Below are 18516 nucleotides of genomic sequence, written 5' to 3'. Positions count from 1 at the left end.
CCGCCGCGGATCGCCACGAACCACGCGCAGATCCACGCGCAAATCCATGCGCATTGCCGTCTATAGCATGTTGAACGGGCCGGGCCGTCTCCCGATAATCGCTGCGGTAATAACGATTCTTGTTTTTCTCATATAGCCATCAGCCATCAGCTCACAGCTAACAGCTCACAGCTAAACGGAGTAGCACATGTCGGTAAACGGGAGCGGCCAGACGGCGCTCGGCGATAACGCAGCACGGCAACTAGCCAATGCCACCAAGACCATCCCCCAGCTCGCGACCATCACGCCGCGCTGGCTGACGCATTTCCTGCAGTGGGTGCCGGTGGAAGCCGGTATCTACCGCCTCAACAAGGTGCAGGACCCCGAGTCCGTCAAGGTTGCTTGCACCCAGCGCGACGACGAAGGCAAGCTGCCGCGCACCTTTGTCAACTACGAAGAGCAGCCGCGCGAGTATTTCCTGAACGCGGTCAGCACGGTGCTGGACGTGCATACCCGCGTCTCGGACCTGTACAGCAGCCCGCACGACCAGATCAAGGAACAGCTGCGTCTCACCATCGAGACCATCAAGGAGCACCAGGAAGGCGAACTGATCAACAACCCGGACTACGGCCTGCTGGCCAACGTGGCCGAAGCGCAGCGCGTATTTCCGCTGACCGGCGCGCCCACGCCGGACGACATGGACGAGTTGCTCAGCAAGGTGTGGAAGGAGCCCGCGTTCTTCCTGACCCACCCGCTGGCGATCGCCGCTTTTGGCCGCGAATGCACGCGCCGTGGCGTGCCGCCGCCGACTGTCAGCCTGTTCGGCTCGCAGTTCATCACCTGGCGCGGCATTCCGTTGATCCCGTCGGACAAGGTGCCGGTGGCTGATGGCAAGAGCAAGATCCTGCTGCTGCGCGTGGGCGACAAGCGCCAGGGCGTGGTCGGCCTGTTCCAGCCGGGCGTGGCGGGCGAGCAGGGCCCGGGCCTGTCGGTGCGCTTCATGGGCATCAACGACCAGGCTATCGCTTCGTACCTGATCTCGCTGTACTGCTCGCTGGCCGTGCACGCGCCGGATGCGCTGGCGGTTCTCGATGACGTGGAGATCGGCAAGTACCATGACTATCCTGACACCTACAAGTAATCCGGTGAATCCGCCGAATCCGCCGGCCGGCCCGTCGGCCGCGCTGCCGGGCGCGCCTTCGGTGCCGCCCGGCCTGCCGGATCCGGCGGTGCTGGCGCGCCTGGCGGGGGCGTTTTTCTCGGCCCTGCCGGGGACATCGCCGGCTGCCGCGCAGTCGCTGCCCGTGGTAAACAACCCGGCGCCGCCTGGCTCGCCCGTGGCGGGTCCTGGCGGCACGGGCACCGGCGTGCCGGGTGCGGCGATCCCGCAGGGCCACGTGCCCGGCGCCAACCTGCTGCCCGCCGCGCCGACCCATGTGCTCTCGCTGGCTAATCGCGCGCCGGCCTTGCGGCCGACCTCGGTGGCGCAGAATGGCCTGCCCGACACGGTCGCCACGGTGGCGCCCGCGGTGGAAAGCCGCTTCGGCGGCCAGGCGCTGGGCGTGCCGCATGCGGCGGCGCCATCGCCGCAGTCCTCGGCCGCGCCTGCCTACTACTTCCTGGAGGGCGCGGGCCGCGACCTGCATGGCGGCGCGTCGAGCCTGCGCGAGATCGCCGCGTTCGGCGATCCGCTCTCGCTGCATCTGCCGCAGCAAGGGGCGGGCGCTTACGGCTATGGGCGCGAGCAAGAGCGGACGCCGCCGCGGGCATCGTCTTCGGCGCGCGTGCCGTTCGACGTCAACGCGATTCGCCGCGATTTCCCGATCCTGCAGGAGCGCGTCAACGGCCGCCAGCTGGTGTGGTTCGACAACGCCGCCACCACGCACAAGCCGCAGTCGGTGATCGACCGCATCTCGTACTTCTACGCGCACGAGAACTCCAACATCCACCGCGCCGCCCATGCACTGGCAGGGCGCGCCACGGATGCCTACGAGGCCGCGCGCAGCAAGGTGCAGCGTTTTATCGGCGCATCCTCGCCCGACGAGATCATCTTCGTGCGCGGCACCACCGAGGCCATCAACCTGATCGCCAAGACCTGGGGCGTGCAGAACGTGGGCGAGGGCGACGAGATCATCGTCTCGCACCTGGAGCATCACGCCAATATCGTGCCGTGGCAGCAGCTCGCCGCGCAGACCGGGGCCAGGCTGCGGGTGATTCCGGTGGACGATTCCGGGCAGGTGCTGCTGGATGAGTACCGCCGGCTGCTCAACGACCGCACCAGGATCGTGTCCGTGACGCAGGTCTCGAATGCGCTGGGCACCGTGGTGCCGGTCAAGGAGATCGTCGACCTGGCTCACCGTGCCGGCGCCCGCGCGCTGGTCGACGGCGCGCAATCGGTCTCGCACATGCGGGTGGACGTGCAGGCCATCGATGCGGATTTTTTCGTGTTCTCGGGCCACAAGGTGTTCGGGCCCACCGGCATCGGCGTGGTCTACGGCAAGCGCGAGCTGCTGGAGGCCATGCCGCCCTGGCAAGGCGGCGGCAACATGATTGCCGACGTGACCTTCGAGCGCACCGTGTTCCAGCCGCCGCCCAACCGCTTCGAGGCGGGCACCGGCAACATCGCCGATGCGGTGGGGCTGGGCGCCGCGCTGGACTACGTGGAGCGGGTAGGCATCGAGAACATCGCCCGCTACGAGCACGACCTGCTGGAGTACGCCACCCACCTGCTGCAGCCCATCCCGGGCGTGCGGCTGGTAGGCACGGCGCGCGACAAGGCCAGCGTGCTGTCCTTCGTGCTCAAGGGCTATGAGACCGAGGAAGTGGGCCGCGCGCTCAACGAGGAAGGCATCGCCGTGCGCTCCGGGCATCACTGCGCCCAGCCCATCCTGCGCCGCTTTGGCGTGGAGGCCACGGTGCGGCCGTCGCTGGCCTTCTACAACACCACGGACGAGGTGGACCGGCTGATCTCGGTGGTCAGGCGGCTTTCCGGGCGCCGTTGAGCCTGAAAACGCGGGGCGTGGGGCTTATAACCTCCCTGAAACTGCATGAATCGGGACGCGCCCTGCGTTTTCTTCTAAAATCCGCTATCTTCTCACCTTGATCGGCGCGCCTTCCAGCCTTCGGGCCGGAGCCCGCCTTGTTGAACGCAACCGGCAAGCTACCGCCAAGCCTTTGGTATCAGGCCACAACAGGCCATCGACGCCGGCGCCATCCAGCGCATATAGCGCCTTATTCATGAGCAATCTCAACCAGCAAGCCATCCTCTCCGTCCACCACTGGACCGACACGCTCTTCAGCTTCACCTGCACCCGCGACCCCGGTTTCCGCTTCGAAAACGGCCAGTTCGCCATGGTCGGTCTGGAAGTGAACGGTCGTCCGCTTCTGCGTGCCTACAGCATCGCCAGTGCCAACTACGAGGAAACGCTGGAGTTCTTCAGCATCAAGGTGCCGGACGGCCCCCTGACGTCGCGCCTGCAGCACCTGAAGGAAGGCGACCAGATTTTCGTCGGCAAGAAGCCCACCGGCACGCTGCTGGTCGACAACCTGCTGCCCGGCAAGACCCTGTGGCTGCTGGCCACCGGCACCGGCCTGGCCCCGTTCCTGTCGATCATCCGCGATCCGGAAGTGTACGAGCGCTATGACAAGGTCGTGCTGACCCACACCTGCCGCTTCGTCGAGGAACTGGCCTACCGCGAGCTGATCCAGGAACACCTGCCGCAGCACGAACACCTGGGCGAGCTGATCCGCGAAAAGCTGGTCTATTTCCCCACCGTGACCCGCGAAGAGTTCGACAACCAGGGCCGCATCACCGACCTGATCGCCAACGGCGAGCTGTTCGAGCGCCTGGGCGTGGAGCCGTTCTCGCTGGAGAACGACCGCATCATGCTGTGCGGCAGCCCGGACATGCTCAAGGACATCCGCGCGATGCTGACCGAGCAGCACTTCACGGAAGGCAATATGAGCGAGCCTGGCCATTTTGTGCTTGAAAAGGCATTTGTTGGCTAAGCGTACCGGCCACTGAAGGCCATTGCGTCATGACGATCGCCGGGGTTCCCCGGTGATCGCTCAATCCCGCTGGCGGGACATCACCCAGAAGTGAATCCCCAGGGTGGTCAGGAAGACACCCCCCAGCTGTATCCACGCCAGTTCCGTCCCCAGCGACAGATAGAGCCCCGCAGCGCCGGCGGCCGTGCCCGCACGCCCGTGCCATTTGCGCGTACTGCCATGGTTCTCTTGCGTCATGCTTGCGTTCCTTCGCTGACGAGTGCCACTCACCAAGTGCGCCTCCACTAAGCCACCGCCACCACCGGCAACCCCCGTACCCGCCCCACATCCGGCACCGCAGCCAACAACTCTCGCGTATAGCCATGCCGGGGTGCGGCAAAGACCGCATCCGCTGGCCCGACTTCGACCAGCTGCCCGCGCTGCATCACGCCCACCTGGTCGCATAGCTGGCGGATCACCGCCAGGTTGTGGCTGATCAGCAGGTAGGTCAGGCCGAATTCGTCCTGCAGGTCGCGCATCAGGTTGAGTACCTGGGCTTGCACCGAGACGTCCAGCGATGACGTGGGCTCGTCGCAGATCAGGAAGTCGGGGTGGCTGACCAGGGCGCGGGCGATGGCGATGCGCTGGCGCTGGCCGCCGGAGAACTGGTGCGGATAGCGCCGGCCGGCGTCCGGCGACATGCGCACGCGGCGCAGTGCCTGCGCCACGCGTTCCGCGGTGTCTTCCGGGCTCTTGCTGAGTCCCAGCGCTTGCAGCGGCTCGGCAATGAGGCGGTCGATGCGCCAGCGCGGGTTGAGGCTGGCGTACGGGTCCTGGAAGATCATCTGGAAACGCCCGGGCAGGGTGGCCGCGGCTTGGCGGTCCGCCCAGCGGTCCACGCCGTCGATCACGATGCGTCCGGCGCCGGGCCGGGTCAGGCCGGCAATCATGCGCGCCACGGTGGACTTGCCCGAGCCGGATTCGCCCACCAGCCCGAAGGTGGTGCCGCGCGGGATGGCGAAGCTGACGTCGCGCACCGCGTGCAGCACCTTGCGCGGCTGGCGCGCGAGGGTGCGCAGCAGCCAGCCGGCGGAGAGATCGAAGTCGCGCGACAGGTCCTGCACCTGCACCAGTGGCGCGGTGTCTTGCCTGGCCTCGGGGCGGGATGCCTGCGCTGGCAGCGGCGCCACGGCGCCTTCGTCCGGCACGGGCAGGCGGTGCAGCCGCTGGTGCACGGAGGGAATGGCGGCCATCAGCGTGCGCGTGTAAGCCGCGCGGGGGTGGTCGAGGATGTCGCGTACCGCCCCGGTTTCCAGCACGCGGCCTTGGTACATCACCAGGACGCGGTCGGCGGCCCCGGCGATCACGCCCATGTCGTGGGTGATCAGCATGGCGGCGGTGCCGCGCTCGCGGCAGACGCGGCGCAGCACCTGGATCACCTGCGCCTGCACGACCACATCGAGCGCGGTGGTCGGCTCGTCGGCAATCAGCAGTTCGGGCTCGCCGCACAGCGCCAGCGCAATGGCCACGCGCTGGCGCATGCCGCCGGAGAACTGGTGCGGGTACTGGTTGAAGCGCGTGGCGGGGTCGGGGATTTCCACGTCCGCGAGCCATGCCAGCGCGCGCTGGCGTGCCTGCGCGGGCGATAGCGGCAGGTGGGTGCGGATGGTCTCGGTGAGATGGTGGCCGATGGTGCAGACCGGGTTGAGGCTGGTCAGCGGGTCCTGGAACACCATGCCGATGTGCTTGCCCCGAACGCGGCGCATGTCTTCGCCGCGCAAGGTGTCGATGCGTTCCCCGCGCAACGTCACGCTGCCGGCACTGATGCGCCCGGGCGGCTCGATCAGGCCGGTGACGGCATTGCCGGTCATCGATTTGCCCGCGCCGGATTCGCCCACCACACCCAGGATCTCGCCGGGTGCGATCTCGAAGGACACGTCGTCGAGCACGTTCACCGTGCCACGATAGGTGTCGAACGCCACGGACAGGCCGCGCACGCTCAGGACGGGCTGGTTCACAGGCATCTTGGTCATTGGAGCTTGGGGTTGAGTGCGTCGCGCAGCCAGTCGCCCGCGAGGTTGACCGAGAGCGCCAGCGCCAGCAGCACCAGCGCGGGCAATAGCAGGATCCACCACTCGCCGGAGAACAGGAAACCCTGGCCAACGCGGATCAGCGTGCCTAGCGAGGGCTGGGTGGGCGGCAGGCCCACGCCCAGATAGGACAGCGTGGACTCTGCCACCACCGCCAGCGCAAAGCTGATGGTGCCGATCACCAGCACCGGCGCCAGCAGGTTGGGCAGGATATGGCGCAGCAGGATCGCCGTGCGCGAGCGCCCGATGATGCGGGCCGCCAGCACGTAATCCTTGTGCTTTTCCACCATCACCGCGCCGCGCACGGTACGCGCGTATTGCACCCATTCCGACAGGCCGATGGCAGTCACGATCACGTAGAGCGCCATCTCGTCGCGGTAGCCAGCGGGCAGGATGCCGCGTGCGATGCCAAAGATCAGCAGCGCCACCAGCAGCACGGGAAAGGTGAGCTGGACATCGGCCAGGCGCATCACCACGGTATCGAACCAGCCGCCGGCATAGCCGGCCACCAGGCCAAGCGTGACGCCGATGGCCAGCGACAGCGCGACCGCCGCCGCGCCCACCAGCAGGGACATGCGCAAGCCGTAGAGGATGGCGGAGAAAATGTCGCGCCCCTGGTCGTCGCTGCCGAGTGGATAGAAGGTGCCGGACGCGCCATGCTGCCAAGGTGGCGTGAAGGCGTCGAGCAACTCCAGCCCGGCGGGATCGAAGGGGTTCTGCCGCGCCAGCCAGGGCGCGAACAGGGCGGCGAGCACCAGCAGCGCCAGCAGCAGCACGGTAAATTGCGTGGTACGCGAGCGCGCCAGCGCCCGCACCACGGGCGACTCGGCATTGCGCCAGCGGGCTTGCGCCGGGGCGGCCGGGGCGGCAGGAGCGGGGGCGTTTTGCATTGAGGTCATGGAGAAATCAGGCACGGCGCAGGCGCGGATCCACCAGCAGGTAGACCAGGTCCACCGCCAGGTTGATGCACACGTACAGCACCGCGATCATCAGCAGGTAGGCGGCGATCACTGGCACGTCCACCGCCTGGATCGACGAGATGAACAGCAGCCCAATGCCGGGCCACTGGAACACCGTCTCGGTGACGATGGCAAAGGCGATCAGCGAGCCGATCTGCAGCCCGGTGATGGTGACCACCGGGATCAGCGTATTGCGCAGCGCGTGGCCGTAGTGGATGCGCCGCTCGGGCAGGCCGCGCGCGCGGGCAAAGCGCACGTAGTCGGTGCGCAGCGCCTCCATCATTTCCGCGCGCACCAGGCGCATGATGAGTGTCAGCTTGAACAGGCCTAGCGTGGCCACCGGCAGCACCAGCGAGGCCCAGCCGGAGCGCGTGAGCAGGCCCGTGTTCCACCCGCCCACGGCTATGGTGTCGCCGCGCCCGAACGAGGGCAGCCAGCGCAGCTCCACGGCAAACAGGTAGATCAGCAGGATGCCGATCAGGAAGGTCGGCAGCGAGACACCGACCAGCGACACCGTCATCAGCACGCGGCTGGCCCAGCCGTCGCGCTGTATCGCCGTGTAGACGCCCAGCGCCACGCCGCCCAGCACGGCGACCACCGCCGCCACCAGCGCCAGCTCCAGCGTGGCAGGCGCGCGCTCCAGGATGACTTGCGTCACCGGCCGCTTGACCCGGTACGAGATGCCGAACTGGCCATGCAGCACGTTGCCGAGATAGCGCGCGTACTGCACCGGCACGGGCCGGTCGAAGCCCAGTTCGGCCACCAGCGCCTGGCGGTCTTCGATCGAGGCATCCTCGCCCAGCAGGCTGACCGTGGGATCGCCGATATGGCGAAACACCAGGAAGGCGATAAAGGACACGGCCAGCAGCACCAGCAGCGACTGGCCGAGGCGGCGGAGAAGGTGGACCAGCATCAGCGCGCGCCCATTGTCACGACTTCGCCAGCTTGAACAGCTTGAAGTAGGGCGTGTTCGACGGGTTCACCGGGATGTCGAACTTGCGCACCATGGCATAGGTCTGGATCTGGTCATGCAGCGGCAGGTAGACCAGTTCGTTCTGCACCGTGGTCCAGATGCTCTTGATGGTGGCGTCGCGCTGCTTCTGGTCGCCCTCGCTTGAGAGCGAAACGATCTTCGCATCCAGCTCCGGGTTGCTGTAGCGCGTGGCATTGGTGGCGCCGCGCGCATTCTTGCCGCGCGTGTGGACCAGGTAGTCGAAGATGTAGGCGGAGTCGTAGGTCGGCACGCCCCAGCCGTACAGGTAGAAGTCCGTATCCAGGTTGTTGATGGCGGCGGTCTGGATCGCCAGCGGGCGCGAGACCACCGTGGTCTTTACGCCGATGCGGCCCAGGAAGCCGGCAGCCGCCTGGCAGATCGCTTCGTCGTTGAGGTAGCGGTCGTTGGTGCAATGCAGGGTGATGCCGAAGCCGTTGGGATAGCCTGCTTGCGCCAGCAGCGCCTTGGCGCGCGCCACGTCGGGCTTGCCGACCACGTCGAAGGCCTTGTCATAGCCATGCACGAACGGCGGCGCGATGATATTGGTCGGCACCGACAGGCCGCGCATCACGGCCGTCTTGATGGCATTGCGGTCGATGGCGAGCTGGAACGCCTCGCGTACGCGGCGGTCGGCCAGTGGGTTGCGGTCCTTCACGTCCGAGTACTTCAAGGGCGCGTTGCCCACGTTCAGGCCGAAGAAGATCACACGGTTTTCCGCCGCCTGGTTCACGCGCAGCCTGGGGTCGGCGCGCAGCCGCGCCGTGTCCTGGATCGGCAGGTCCTGCACGAAGTCCACCTCGCCGGAGAGCAGCGCGGCCACGCGGGTGGCGGGCGACTTGATCGGCAGGTAGACCAGCTCGTCGATCTCCAGCGGGAACTGGCCACGGCCCCAGTACTGCGGGAAGAGCTTAAGCACCGTGCGCACGTCCTGCTCGCGCGACACCAGCGTGTACGGGCCGGTGCCGTTCACATTGCGCGTGGCGTAGGTCTCTTCCTTGGCCGAGGCGTTCTGCGGTTGCTCCACGTTGTGCGACTTGGACCATGCCGCGCTCAGGATCTGGATATTGGTCAGGTTGTCGGGCAGCAGCGGGTTGGGGCCGGCGGTCTTGATGCGGATGACGAAGGGAGAAACCTTGATCACCTCGGTGATCGAGACTAGCAGCGATTTCATGTCCGAGGTGGGCGACTTGGCGCGCAACAGAGAGAACACCGCATCGTCGGCGGTAAATACGCTGCCATCGTGGAACTTCACGCCCTTGCGTAGCTGGAACTCCCATACCGTGGGGTCGTCCGTGCGCCGCCACGAGGTGGCCAGCGTGGGCAGCAGCTTGCCATCGGCGGTGCGGATGATCAGTGGCTCGTAGACCTGGTGCAGCAGGTTGTGGTTGGGCCCGTTGTTGACGGCATGCGGGTCCAGCGTGGAGGCGTCGGCCGAGCGCGCCCAGCGCAGGGTTTCGGCATGCAGCGCGGGAGCGGCCAGCAATGCGGCGGCCAGGGTGGCGGCCAGCGCCAGTCGTTGGATCATGTCGGTTGTTCTCACTTACGGTAGTTGTCTTGTCATCAGGAATGCGTGGGCTCGCCGGCAACCGCGGGAAAGCGCTGCGCCAGCAAGCCAAAGAGCGCGCGCAGTCCCTGCGCCTCGCCGCCGCGCGGGCGGCCCGGGCGGTCTTCCTGGTTCCAGGCGAACAGGTCCAGGTGCAGCCAGGGCGTGCCGTCCGGGATAAAGCGCTGCAGGAACAGGGCAGCGGTAATGGCACCGGCCAGCGGCGCGGCGGCGGCATTCTGCGTATCCGCGAACGACGACTTCAGCATGGCGCGATAGGGCTGCCACAGTGGCATGCGCCACAGCGGATCGGCCAGTCGCTGGGCCTGCGCGAGCAGGTCGGCTGCAAGGGCGTCGTCATTGCTGAACAGCGCGGGCAGCTCCGGCCCAAGCGCGACGCGGGCCGCGCCGGTCAGCGTGGCCAGGTCGATGGCGATGGCGGCGCTCTCCTGGCGCTCACCCAGCGCGTGATGCAGGGCATCGGCCAGCACCAGCCGGCCCTCCGCATCGGTGTTTTCGATTTCCACCGACGTGCCATTGGCAGCGCGGATCACATCGCCTGGGCGCAGCGCGCCGGCGCCGACGGCGTTTTCCACGGCCGGCACCACCAGGGTCAGCCGCACGGGCAGGCGCGCCTGCATCACCAGCCGCGCCAGCGCAATGGCGTGGGCCGCGCCGCCCATGTCTTTCTTCATCCAGCGCATGCCCTGCGCCGGCTTGATATCCAGCCCGCCTGAATCGAAGCACACGCCCTTGCCGACCAGCACCACGCGCGGCGCAGCCGGGTCGCCCCAATGCAGCGTGGCCACGCGCGGCGCTTCGGCAGCCGCGCGGCCGACGGCGTGGACCAGCGGGAAGCCCGCATCCGGCAGGGCGTCGCCGATCCATTCGCGGAACTCGGCGCCATGCGCCCGCGCCAGTGCGCGGACTTCTTCCGACAAGCGTGCTGGGCCGAGGACGTTGGCCGGTGTGTTGACCAGCCGGCGTACAAGGCCGATGGCCGCGGCCAGGGGCTGGAGGGCTTGCAGCGTGGCCTGTGGCACGACCAGTTGCGCGAGGTCTTCGGCGCCATTCGCCGCGTCGTCCACTGTGTCGCCCACCGTGTCGTCCACGGTGTCGTCCCAGCTCGCGGGCAAGGCACCGATGGCCCAGCCGAGCGCGGCCAGCGGCGGTTCGTCCTGCGCGGCGGTGATGGCATAGCGCCCCGGTGGCAACTGCTTCGGCAGGCCCGCCAGTTGCCACAACGGCTGGGCCGGATCGGCGCCAACGATCACGCCCGCCAGAGCGCCTTCGGCATCCGGCAGCAGCAGCGTCTTGCCAGGCAACGGGACGAAGCCGGTTGCGCGTGCCCACTGCGCTTGCACCGGCGGCAGTTGTTCCAGCAAGGCCGCAAGCGTTTGCGGTGCCGCCACGTGGAGCGGGATGGCGCCATCGGGCAGCGTGGAGAAGCTTTGAGGCATGGAGCAGGTAGCGGCAGGCTTGCCATGAACAAGGACTTGCTAGACTACCGGCCGGTGCGCATCGGCACAAAGAAGCATATTGCGCTTCCATATGCGCTTGTTGAGGGGGCAGTGCCTGCTTGCCTTCCCAGGCTGGAACCACTCAGAAGAGAACGCGCGTTGTGAATGTGAAAATCAGGAATTACTCGTCGCTGATCGCCTTGTTGGCGCTGTATGTCCCTGCCGCACAGGCGGCGCAGGCCGGCATGCAATGCGAGCGCGCGGCGAGCAGCACGGAGATCGCGATCTGCGCCAATGAGGATCTGCGCAAGCTCGACAGCAAGCTCTCGGCCGTGTATGGCAAGCTCGCCAGCGCCCAGGCCCAGCAGCGCGCCGCGCTACGGCAAGCCCAGCTTGCGTGGCTGAAGACCCGGGATCAGTGTGGTGCGGACAAGAGTTGCATCAACGCACGATATGACGAGCGGCTTGCGGCATTGCAGGCGCAACTGCGCGAAGCCGCCGCCTACAAGCCGGACAGCGTGGACCGGCAGGCGCTGGAGGACCTGCGCCAGGCGGTGGAAGCCATGCGCAAGACCGAGCCGGCGTTCCCGCTTGAGAAGGCCCTCGATGCGATCCGCATCAAGACGGGCATGACAACGTTCGCCAACGGGAAAGAAGACAAGCAGACGGGCGACGACGCGCATTTCCCGACGACGCGCCCCCCAGGCGTCACCAGCGACGAATGGCGCGCCTTGCTGGCCTCCGGCATCGAGGGCGGCGGGGAGAACGGCAACGCTTCCTACACGCTGATGGATATCGACGGCGACGGCCAGCGCGATCTCATCATCGACACCTATTCCGGCGGGACCGGGCTGTTCTCGTACGTGAGCGCGCTGCGCCGCGAGGGCGGAAAATTCGCAGGCGCCGATGGCTCGACGGGCCGGGCCGACGCGTTGGAGCAAGGAGGCTACCTCTACTCGGTCAACGGACGCGGCGCCAACCAGGCGGCGGACTGGGTCCGCCTGCGCGGACGCGTATATGTAGCGTACCGGAGCAGTTACTACGGGGTGGACAACGTTCACCTGCTCAGGCCGCTGACGGTGGTTGGCGAGGTGCCAAGGCTTGCTGTGCAATACCGCTACCAGCTCTCCATCCCCAGGATCCAGAAGGACGAAGAGAAGGGCGCGGTGACCACGCTGGACAGCACCCTGCATGCCGCCCTGACGCGCGCGCTTGCGCAGGCAAGCAACGAGGTGGCACGCGATGTCGGCACCATGGACAAGCCCCTTTGCCCGGTTCCGGACACGGTCAAGGGCGATGACCGTGGTGTCTACTACAGCTACGGCCCGGGCCACTACACCTTTGAAATCGTGGCAGACATGCCCGTCTGGGTAGGGCGCCAGTGCCACATCGGGCAACTGGTCGACTGGTTTGGCGGCTATTCACCTAAGGACGGGCTGTTCGCGCAACTGTGGATGCGCAAGCCGGAGGACCAAGAGCAGGCGCAAGCGCGGACGTATTCCGTCAAGGGCTTGCGCACCGCTGTCGGGATCAAGGCGTCGATCGGCAAGGTGGAGGGCGACAACGGCATGTAATCCACCGCTTGCCGCCGCCCGCCGCCCGGCAACCGGATCATTCGCTGATCTCGACCTCCATGTTGGTGATGGTCGGGAAGTGCTTGTCCTCCTTCAGGTTGACGGTAAACGCCACCCCCTTGCGCTTGCCCGCCATGAAGCCGGTGTTGCGATCCAGGTCGGACACAGCATCCTGCAGCGGCGGCGTCAGTTGCTTGTAGAAGGCCAGCACCTGCTCGATGCTGTCGGTGGTCTGCAGCCGGAGCACACGCTTGGCCTTGGCGTTGCTCAGCGCATCCTGCGCGGTGCGGTGAACGATGGCCCGCGGGTATAGCGGCACTTGCGACGAAAATCCCTTGGGGAGCTTGACCGGCTTGGCCGCGGTGTTGGCGGCATCCAGCGTGACGGTCTCCACCTTGGCGATCTTCTCGCCGGAGTCGGTCTGCAGGTCTTCGGGCACGTCCTGGCTCCACGCAACCAGCGGTTGCGCCTTGGCGCGATCGAAGCCGGGCCGCAGGAAGACGGACAGCCGGCCGTGCTGGTCGTCCTGGCAGCCATCCTTGCCGCATTCGCGGTGCACCAGCGCTGCGGCCAGCACGTCACCGCGCTCGTCTACCAGCACGGCCGCGCGCTCGGCGCCATGCGATAGCTGGCGGCGCGACGACAGCACGCGCTGGCCATCGGGCAGTTCCTGCTGGACCCGGTTGGTGCGCGACTGCAGCCCCGACAGGATCTGCTCGGCCAGCAGGCCGTCCTCCCAGTAGTAAGTACCGGACGCATTGCCGGCGAACCGGGTGATGGCGAGATCCAGCGCGGGGGCTTCCCGGGTTTCCTGCTGGTGGCTGGTGTCCAGGACCAGGACGGCATCCGCGGCCAGGGCAAGGGGCGCGGCGCCGAGCGTGGAAAGCAGCAATGCCAGCGCTGCGCAGGAGGCGGGACGAAATCGAAGAGCCATACGGAAAGGAAAAAGGAGAGGAAAAATGGTGGGGATTGTCAGTCCGCTCAACAAGAAAACGGGCCCCGGAGGGTCCGTTTTGACGGGAGGCTGCGAAGCCTGATGTGATCGTAAGTATACTTGGTAATGCCGGGGCGATCGATGCGGGGCCGACAGCGACGGCGGCGACCGGCTTGACATGGCTCCCACATCGTCCTCGCCGCGGTCAGTCGGCGATCTCCACCTCCACGTTGGTGAGGCTTGGGAAGTGCTCATTGCGCTGCGCCTCGACAGAAAACGCCACGCCCTTGCGCTTGCCGCTCACGTAGCCGCTGTTGTCATTCTTGCCGGTCTCCAGTTGCCCCATCGGCGGCGACAACCGTTTGTAGAAGGCCAGCACCTGTTCGATGCTATCGGTGGTCTGCAGCCGCACCACGCGCCTGGCCCTGGCGTCGCTCAATGCATTCTGCCCGGTGCGATAGAGGATGGCCCTCGGGTACAGCGGCACCTGCGCCGGGAATCCCGTGGGGCGCTGGACCGGGCTGGCGCCTGTGCGGCTGGCATCCAGCGTGATGGTCTCCACCGTGGCGATCGTCTCGCCCCTGCCAAGCTTCAGGTCCTTGGGCACATCCTGGCCCCACGCGACCAGCGGCTGCGCCTGGGCGCGGTCGAAGCCGGGCCGCAGGAAAACCGACAGCACGGCGTGCTGGCTGTCCTGGCAGACGGATTCCTTGCCGCACTGCCGGTGCACCAGCGCCGCGGCCAGCACGGCGCCGCGCGCGTCGACCAGCACGGCCGCGCGCTCGGCGCCGTCGGAAAACTCCCGGCGCGACGCCACCAGGCGCAGGCCATCAGGCAGCGCCTGCTCCAACCTGTGCGGGCGCGATGCCAGGCCGGTCAGCAGTTGCTCGGCCAGCAGCCCGTCCTCCCAGTAGTAGGAGCCGGAAGCCAGGCCGGCAAATCGGGCCACGGCCGGTTCCAGCACGGAAACCTCCCTGGTCTCCGGCTCGCTGCCGGTGATCGGGACCAGGACGTAATCGTTGGCCAGGGCATGGGGCGAGGCGGCGACGGCGAAAAGAAGCAAGGCCGATAGAGCGCAGGGGATGGGACGAAATCGAAGAGCCATGCAGAGAGGAGGAAAAGGTAGGAGGGTGTCAGTCCGATCAACGAGAAAGCGGGCCCTGAAGGGTCCGCTTTGACGGCAGGCCACGAAGCCCGATGTGACTGCCAGTATACTTGGCAAATCCGGCTAATTGAAGCCGGGCACCAATGATGGGAAACACAGAGAACGATGAACAAGAAGATGCCAGCAATCCTGATGCCGGACGGCAAGGAAGAAGGGATTGAAGGCAGCCCGCTCGGCGCCAAGCAGTGGTGCAAAGACTCGGCACAAGGCGTGTCGGACGGTTTGAAGAGCGCGGCTGCCGGCTAATCACGCAGCGCCGAAAAAGATCGCATTCGGCTGCCTGAACCAGCGCTAACGGAAGATGGCGCTGGTTCGGCGCCAGCCAGGCAAGGGCTGCCCCTCATCGTGCAAAACCGCATATCTTCCCTCGTTCTTATTCCTTAAGAATCGCTTATCCACGGCGTATGTTCATGCTTTGGCGATACGGCGCGCAACTCCCCCGCAGCCGCTTCAAATCATCGCAAACCAGGAACAGGAGCCTACGATGAGCGTGGAAATCATTGGCATGATCCAGAGCCAGAAGCAGTCGGAGATCCATCCGGCCAGCGGACCGGTCGTGGATCGCGACTATGTGCGGGCATTTGCGCAAGCGCATGAGAACGCCGGCTTCGACCGCGTGCTGGTGCCGCATCACTCCACCGGTCCGTCCGCCACGCTAACCATTGCCTACGCGGCTGCCGTGACCGAGCGCGTGCATTTCATGCTCGCGCACCGGCCGGGCTTTACCGCGCCCACGCTGGCGGCCCGGCAGATCGCCTCGCTTGACCAGTTCAGCGGTGGCCGGCTTGGCGTGCACTTCATCTCCGGCGGCTCCGATTCCGAGCAGCAGCGCGACGGCGATTTCCTCAGCCACGACGAGCGCTATGCGCGCACCGACGAGTACCTCGGCATCCTGCGGCGCATCTGGACGCAGGACAAGCCGTTCGACCACGAAGGCAAGTATTACCGCTTCACCCAGGGCTTCTCCGAAGTGAAGCCGGCGCAGAAGCCACACGTGCCGATCTTCTTCGGTGGGGCTTCGGACGCGGCGATTGAAGTCGCCGGACGTCACGCCGATGTCTACGCACTGTGGGGCGAATCGCTCGAGCAGGTCCGCGACATCACCACGCGGGTGCGCGCCGAGGCGGCCACGCATGGGCGGCAGGTGCGCTTCTCGGTCTCGTTCCGGCCGATCCTGGCGCAAACCGAGACGGCGGCATGGGCACGCGCCAATGCCATCCTCGAAGAAACGCGCCGCCTGCGCGAAGCGGCTGGCCTGGGGCAGGGCGGCCCGCAGCAAAGCGAAGGCGCGCGCCGCCTGCTGGCCGCCGCCGACAAGGGCCCGCGTGTGGACAAGCGCCTGTGGACGGAGATCGCCAAGCTCACCGGCGCGCGCTCCAACTCCACCGCGCTGGTTGGCACGCCGGAGCAAGTCGCCGACGCGCTGCTGGACTACTACGACCTTGGCGTGACCACGTTCCTGATCCGCGGCTTCGATCCGCTCGAGGATGCCGTGGACTACGGCCGCGAGCTGATTCCCCGCGTGCGCGCGCTGGTGGCGCAGCGCGATGCCGCGGCCGGCGCTGGTGCCGGTGCTGGCCGCAAGGCAGCCTGAAGGGGATGGCGAGCGGCAACATGACGGCATCCCGAAGACAATTCCTGCGCTACGCCGCATTGGCGGCGGCCAGCGGCGCCTTGCCGTTTTCCGTGTCGGCCCAGGGCCGGCCCGTGCTCAAGGCCGGCGACCAGAAGGGTGGCCTGCGCGCCCTGCTGGAGAGCGCCGGCGAGCTCAAGGGCCTGGCCTACGACATCCAGTGGACGGAGTTTCCCGCCGCCGCGCCGCTGGCCGAGGCGCTGAACGCCGGCGCGGTGGATTCCGGCCCGATCGGCGATGCGCCCGCCATCTTCGCGCTGGCCGCTGGCACGCCGATCAAGATCATCGGCGCCAACCGCTCGGACCCGTTCGGCACCGCCGTGCTGGTACGCGCCAATTCGCCCTTGAAGACGGCGGCGGACCTGCGCGGCAAGAATATCGGCACCAACCGTGGCTCCATTGGTCACTTCGTCGCCCTGAAGGCGCTCGAATCGGCCGGCTTGAAGCCCGAGGACGCCAGCCTGCGCTTCCTGCCGCCGGCGGACGCCAAGCTGGCGCTGGTCAACGGCTCGATCGATGCGTGGGCCACATGGGAGCCGTACACCGCGCTGGCCGAGACCAGCGGCCATGCACGCGTGCTGGTGAGCGGGCGCGGGCTGTGGTCCGGCCTGAGCTATCTGGCGGCGACGGACAGCGCGCTGGCCGCCAAGCGCGAGGTGCTGCGCGACTTTCTGCAGCGCGTGGTGCGCGCGCAGGTGTGGTCGTACCAGCATGTGGACGGCTTTTCCGCGGCGCTGGCACGCATCATTGGCATCCCGCCGGAAGCCGCGCGGCTGCAGTTCGAGCGGCGCCGTACGCAGTGGCGCAACATCGATGCAGCAGTGATTGCCGAGCAGCAGCGCACGGCGGATTTCTACCTGAAGGCAGGGCTGCTCAAGCAGCGGCTGGATGTGCGGACCACGTTCGATACCGGTTTTCCGCTGCCGGTGCAGGTCAACCCGGTGAGCTGACCGGGCCGCAAGGGGGCGCAGGGGGCGCCGAGCGCGCCGCGGCACGTTGTGGCTTGTTTGTGGCTTGTTGTTTCGCGTGAACTGACCGGCGTGGCGCCTCAATGCAACGGCACCACCAGCTCGCTTTCCAGCAGACTGACAACCCGGTTACGCCCGCTCCGCTTGGCCTGATACAACGCCTCATCGGCGCGCGCATAGGCCTGCTCGAAACTCGTCCCAGGGGGACTCCAGCTCACGCCGAAGCTAGCCGTCACCTGCAGCCCAGCCTTGACCGGAAACACATGCTGCTCGATCTGCAGCCGCATGCGCTCCGCCAGTTCGACAGCCGTGTCCAGCGAGCGCGCTGGCAGCAGCGCAGCGAACTCCTCGCCGCCCACCCGGCCGATGACGCCCGCGCCTTGCACTGACCGCTCCAGGCAGTCGACGACGCCGCGGATCACGGTGTCGCCGACAGGGTGGCCCATCGAGTCGTTGACCCGCTTGAAGTGATCGATGTCGAGCACGATCAATGACAGGCTGTCCCCGGCCAGTACAGCGCCGGCCCGCTCGATGATGGCGCCGCGGTTCAGCGCACCGGTGAGCGTGTCGCGCGTGGCGCGGAACTCCAGTTCGCGGGCCAGGTCCTGCAGGCGATGGTTGAGCCGGTTCATTTCCAGCTCTTCGCGGTCGCTGCGCCGTATCAGGCGCCGGGTTTCGCGCATCAGCCGTTCGTAGTAGCCGATCAGCTCGCCCAGCGTGTCGCGGTATGCCTGGGCACCGGCATCGGGATTGCCGAATACCGCCCTGGCGCCCGCCAGGACGCCGTTTTCCGACTCGAAGAGATCTGGCTCGGACATGCGCTGCTCAGCTCGCCGTGGTGGCGTGGTCGAGGAAATCGATGGCGGGGAAGTCGGCGTGCAGGTCCTGGCCGAATTCCAGGATCGTGTCGTCGTCCACGTCGTGATACCAGTGCACGATGACCCGGTTGCCCTTGTCGGCTGCGTCGTTCATGGCGTCGAACATGCTGAACAGCACCTTGGTGCTGGAGCTGTTGAAGTACGTCAGCGCCACATGCACGGTGACTTCGGTGTCCTCGCAGGCCGCCAGGTATTTGCGCAGGCGCAGGATCACGTCGCCGTAGAATACCGCGGCGTTTTCCGGATAGGACTCGCCTTTGAGGGAGAGCGTGTGCTGCTTGAAATCAAAGCTCACCTCGGGCGAGGTCGGTGTGGCGGCAATGAACAGGTTTTCCATCAGTTTCCCTTTCGA

Annotated in this window: 17 protein-coding genes; 7 read left to right on the top strand and 10 right to left on the bottom strand. The window is 66.9% G+C overall.

The annotated features are described in order from the left end of the window. Window positions 1–187: 187 nt before the first annotated feature. The 3 genes from AC1RQC_RS32575 (at window position 188) to AC1RQC_RS32565 (ending at window position 3987) form a co-directional block, all read left to right on the top strand. A complete protein-coding gene (locus AC1RQC_RS32575) occupies window positions 188–1120 on the top strand; it encodes a family 2A encapsulin nanocompartment shell protein (protein ID WP_006157090.1) in 933 nt (310 codons plus the stop codon). Beyond that, window positions 1095–2981 (top strand): family 2A encapsulin nanocompartment cargo protein cysteine desulfurase, encoded by a 1887-nt coding sequence (locus tag AC1RQC_RS32570; protein ID WP_492885727.1) that lies wholly within the window; start codon window positions 1095–1097, stop codon window positions 2979–2981. The genes AC1RQC_RS32575 and AC1RQC_RS32570 overlap by 26 nt, the downstream gene beginning before the upstream one ends. A 235-nt stretch (window positions 2982–3216) precedes the next feature. After that, entirely contained in the window at window positions 3217–3987 is a 771-nt protein-coding gene (locus AC1RQC_RS32565) for a ferredoxin--NADP reductase (RefSeq protein WP_174427668.1), read from the top strand. A 60-nt stretch (window positions 3988–4047) separates the two neighbouring features. Here AC1RQC_RS32565 and AC1RQC_RS32560 read toward each other — a convergent pair whose 3' ends face one another. From AC1RQC_RS32560 to AC1RQC_RS32535, 6 genes are read right to left on the bottom strand one after another with little or no spacing between them, the layout of a single operon-like run. After that, window positions 4048–4224, bottom strand: a complete 177-nt coding sequence (locus AC1RQC_RS32560; RefSeq protein ID WP_492811320.1) for a hypothetical protein — start codon at window positions 4222–4224, stop codon at window positions 4048–4050. A gap of 47 nt (window positions 4225–4271) precedes the next feature. Further along, entirely contained in the window at window positions 4272–5999 is a 1728-nt protein-coding gene (locus AC1RQC_RS32555) for a dipeptide ABC transporter ATP-binding protein (protein ID WP_492885725.1), read from the bottom strand. Further along, the gene (locus tag AC1RQC_RS32550) at window positions 5996–6946 is read right to left on the bottom strand and encodes an ABC transporter permease (protein WP_492885746.1); all 951 of its coding nucleotides are present in this window, start codon (window positions 6944–6946) and stop codon (window positions 5996–5998) included. Before AC1RQC_RS32550 ends, AC1RQC_RS32555 begins: the two co-directional genes overlap by 4 nt. 16 nt (window positions 6947–6962) lie before the next feature. After that, window positions 6963–7928 (bottom strand): ABC transporter permease, encoded by a 966-nt coding sequence (locus AC1RQC_RS32545; protein WP_492885723.1) that lies wholly within the window; start codon window positions 7926–7928, stop codon window positions 6963–6965. 16 nt (window positions 7929–7944) lie between these two features. Then, complete coding sequence (locus AC1RQC_RS32540; protein WP_492885721.1) at window positions 7945–9534, bottom strand: ABC transporter substrate-binding protein; 1590 nt, start codon at window positions 9532–9534, stop codon at window positions 7945–7947. A gap of 35 nt (window positions 9535–9569) precedes the next feature. Further along, on the bottom strand, window positions 9570–11012 hold the full coding sequence (locus AC1RQC_RS32535; protein WP_492885719.1) for a leucyl aminopeptidase family protein: 1443 nt from the start codon (window positions 11010–11012) through the stop codon (window positions 9570–9572). A gap of 161 nt (window positions 11013–11173) precedes the next feature. Between AC1RQC_RS32535 and AC1RQC_RS32530 the strand changes: the two genes are divergently transcribed. Then, window positions 11174–12586, top strand: a complete 1413-nt coding sequence (locus AC1RQC_RS32530) for a lysozyme inhibitor LprI family protein (RefSeq protein WP_492885717.1) — start codon at window positions 11174–11176, stop codon at window positions 12584–12586. A gap of 37 nt (window positions 12587–12623) precedes the next feature. On the opposite strand, the gene AC1RQC_RS32525 is transcribed toward AC1RQC_RS32530, so the two are convergent. After that, window positions 12624–13520, bottom strand: coding sequence for a hypothetical protein (locus AC1RQC_RS32525; protein ID WP_492885715.1), 897 nt, complete (start codon window positions 13518–13520; stop codon window positions 12624–12626). Between the two features lie 205 nt (window positions 13521–13725). Further along, window positions 13726–14583, bottom strand: a complete 858-nt coding sequence (locus tag AC1RQC_RS32520; RefSeq protein WP_492372715.1) for a hypothetical protein — start codon at window positions 14581–14583, stop codon at window positions 13726–13728. Window positions 14584–14790: 207 nt separating this feature from the next. Between AC1RQC_RS32520 and AC1RQC_RS32515 the strand changes: the two genes are divergently transcribed. The 3 genes from AC1RQC_RS32515 to AC1RQC_RS32505 all read left to right on the top strand — a co-directional run bounded on the left by AC1RQC_RS32515 (window position 14791) and on the right by AC1RQC_RS32505 (window position 17268). Further along, complete coding sequence (locus AC1RQC_RS32515) at window positions 14791–14931, top strand: hypothetical protein (protein ID WP_492885713.1); 141 nt, start codon at window positions 14791–14793, stop codon at window positions 14929–14931. 238 nt (window positions 14932–15169) lie between these two features. Beyond that, window positions 15170–16279 (top strand): LLM class flavin-dependent oxidoreductase, encoded by a 1110-nt coding sequence (locus tag AC1RQC_RS32510; RefSeq protein WP_492372717.1) that lies wholly within the window; start codon window positions 15170–15172, stop codon window positions 16277–16279. A 20-nt stretch (window positions 16280–16299) separates the two neighbouring features. After that, window positions 16300–17268: an ABC transporter substrate-binding protein gene (locus tag AC1RQC_RS32505; RefSeq protein WP_492885711.1), complete on the top strand. Its 969-nt coding sequence runs from the start codon at window positions 16300–16302 to the stop codon at window positions 17266–17268. Between the two features lie 98 nt (window positions 17269–17366). Here the strand turns inward: AC1RQC_RS32505 and AC1RQC_RS32500 are convergent, their stop codons facing one another. Both AC1RQC_RS32500 and AC1RQC_RS32495 read right to left on the bottom strand, forming a co-directional pair. Further along, a complete protein-coding gene (locus AC1RQC_RS32500; protein ID WP_492885709.1) occupies window positions 17367–18104 on the bottom strand; it encodes a GGDEF domain-containing protein in 738 nt (245 codons plus the stop codon). A 7-nt stretch (window positions 18105–18111) separates the two neighbouring features. Then, complete coding sequence (locus tag AC1RQC_RS32495; RefSeq protein ID WP_043354443.1) at window positions 18112–18501, bottom strand: DUF1987 domain-containing protein; 390 nt, start codon at window positions 18499–18501, stop codon at window positions 18112–18114. Window positions 18502–18516 lie beyond the last annotated feature (15 nt).

It is taken from the genome of Cupriavidus sp. GW822-FHT03E04, from assembly GCF_058801495.1.
Note: the sequence above shows the minus strand (reverse complement) of the source record. Positions and strands in the feature narration are given on the sequence as shown.

Coding starts and splice junctions, on each gene's coding strand:
- AC1RQC_RS32575 (WP_006157090.1), top strand. CDS start 188: ATGTCGGTAAACGGGAGCGGCCAGACGGCGCTCGGCGATAACGCAGCA.
- AC1RQC_RS32570 (WP_492885727.1), top strand. CDS start 1,095: ATGACTATCCTGACACCTACAAGTAATCCGGTGAATCCGCCGAATCCG.
- AC1RQC_RS32565 (WP_174427668.1), top strand. CDS start 3,217: ATGAGCAATCTCAACCAGCAAGCCATCCTCTCCGTCCACCACTGGACC.
- AC1RQC_RS32560 (WP_492811320.1), bottom strand. CDS start 4,224: ATGACGCAAGAGAACCATGGCAGTACGCGCAAATGGCACGGGCGTGCG.
- AC1RQC_RS32555 (WP_492885725.1), bottom strand. CDS start 5,999: ATGACCAAGATGCCTGTGAACCAGCCCGTCCTGAGCGTGCGCGGCCTG.
- AC1RQC_RS32550 (WP_492885746.1), bottom strand. CDS start 6,946: ATGCAAAACGCCCCCGCTCCTGCCGCCCCGGCCGCCCCGGCGCAAGCC.
- AC1RQC_RS32545 (WP_492885723.1), bottom strand. CDS start 7,928: ATGCTGGTCCACCTTCTCCGCCGCCTCGGCCAGTCGCTGCTGGTGCTG.
- AC1RQC_RS32540 (WP_492885721.1), bottom strand. CDS start 9,534: ATGATCCAACGACTGGCGCTGGCCGCCACCCTGGCCGCCGCATTGCTG.
- AC1RQC_RS32535 (WP_492885719.1), bottom strand. CDS start 11,012: ATGCCTCAAAGCTTCTCCACGCTGCCCGATGGCGCCATCCCGCTCCAC.
- AC1RQC_RS32525 (WP_492885715.1), bottom strand. CDS start 13,520: ATGGCTCTTCGATTTCGTCCCGCCTCCTGCGCAGCGCTGGCATTGCTG.
- AC1RQC_RS32515 (WP_492885713.1), top strand. CDS start 14,791: ATGAACAAGAAGATGCCAGCAATCCTGATGCCGGACGGCAAGGAAGAA.
- AC1RQC_RS32510 (WP_492372717.1), top strand. CDS start 15,170: ATGAGCGTGGAAATCATTGGCATGATCCAGAGCCAGAAGCAGTCGGAG.
- AC1RQC_RS32505 (WP_492885711.1), top strand. CDS start 16,300: ATGACGGCATCCCGAAGACAATTCCTGCGCTACGCCGCATTGGCGGCG.
- AC1RQC_RS32500 (WP_492885709.1), bottom strand. CDS start 18,104: ATGTCCGAGCCAGATCTCTTCGAGTCGGAAAACGGCGTCCTGGCGGGC.
- AC1RQC_RS32495 (WP_043354443.1), bottom strand. CDS start 18,501: ATGGAAAACCTGTTCATTGCCGCCACACCGACCTCGCCCGAGGTGAGC.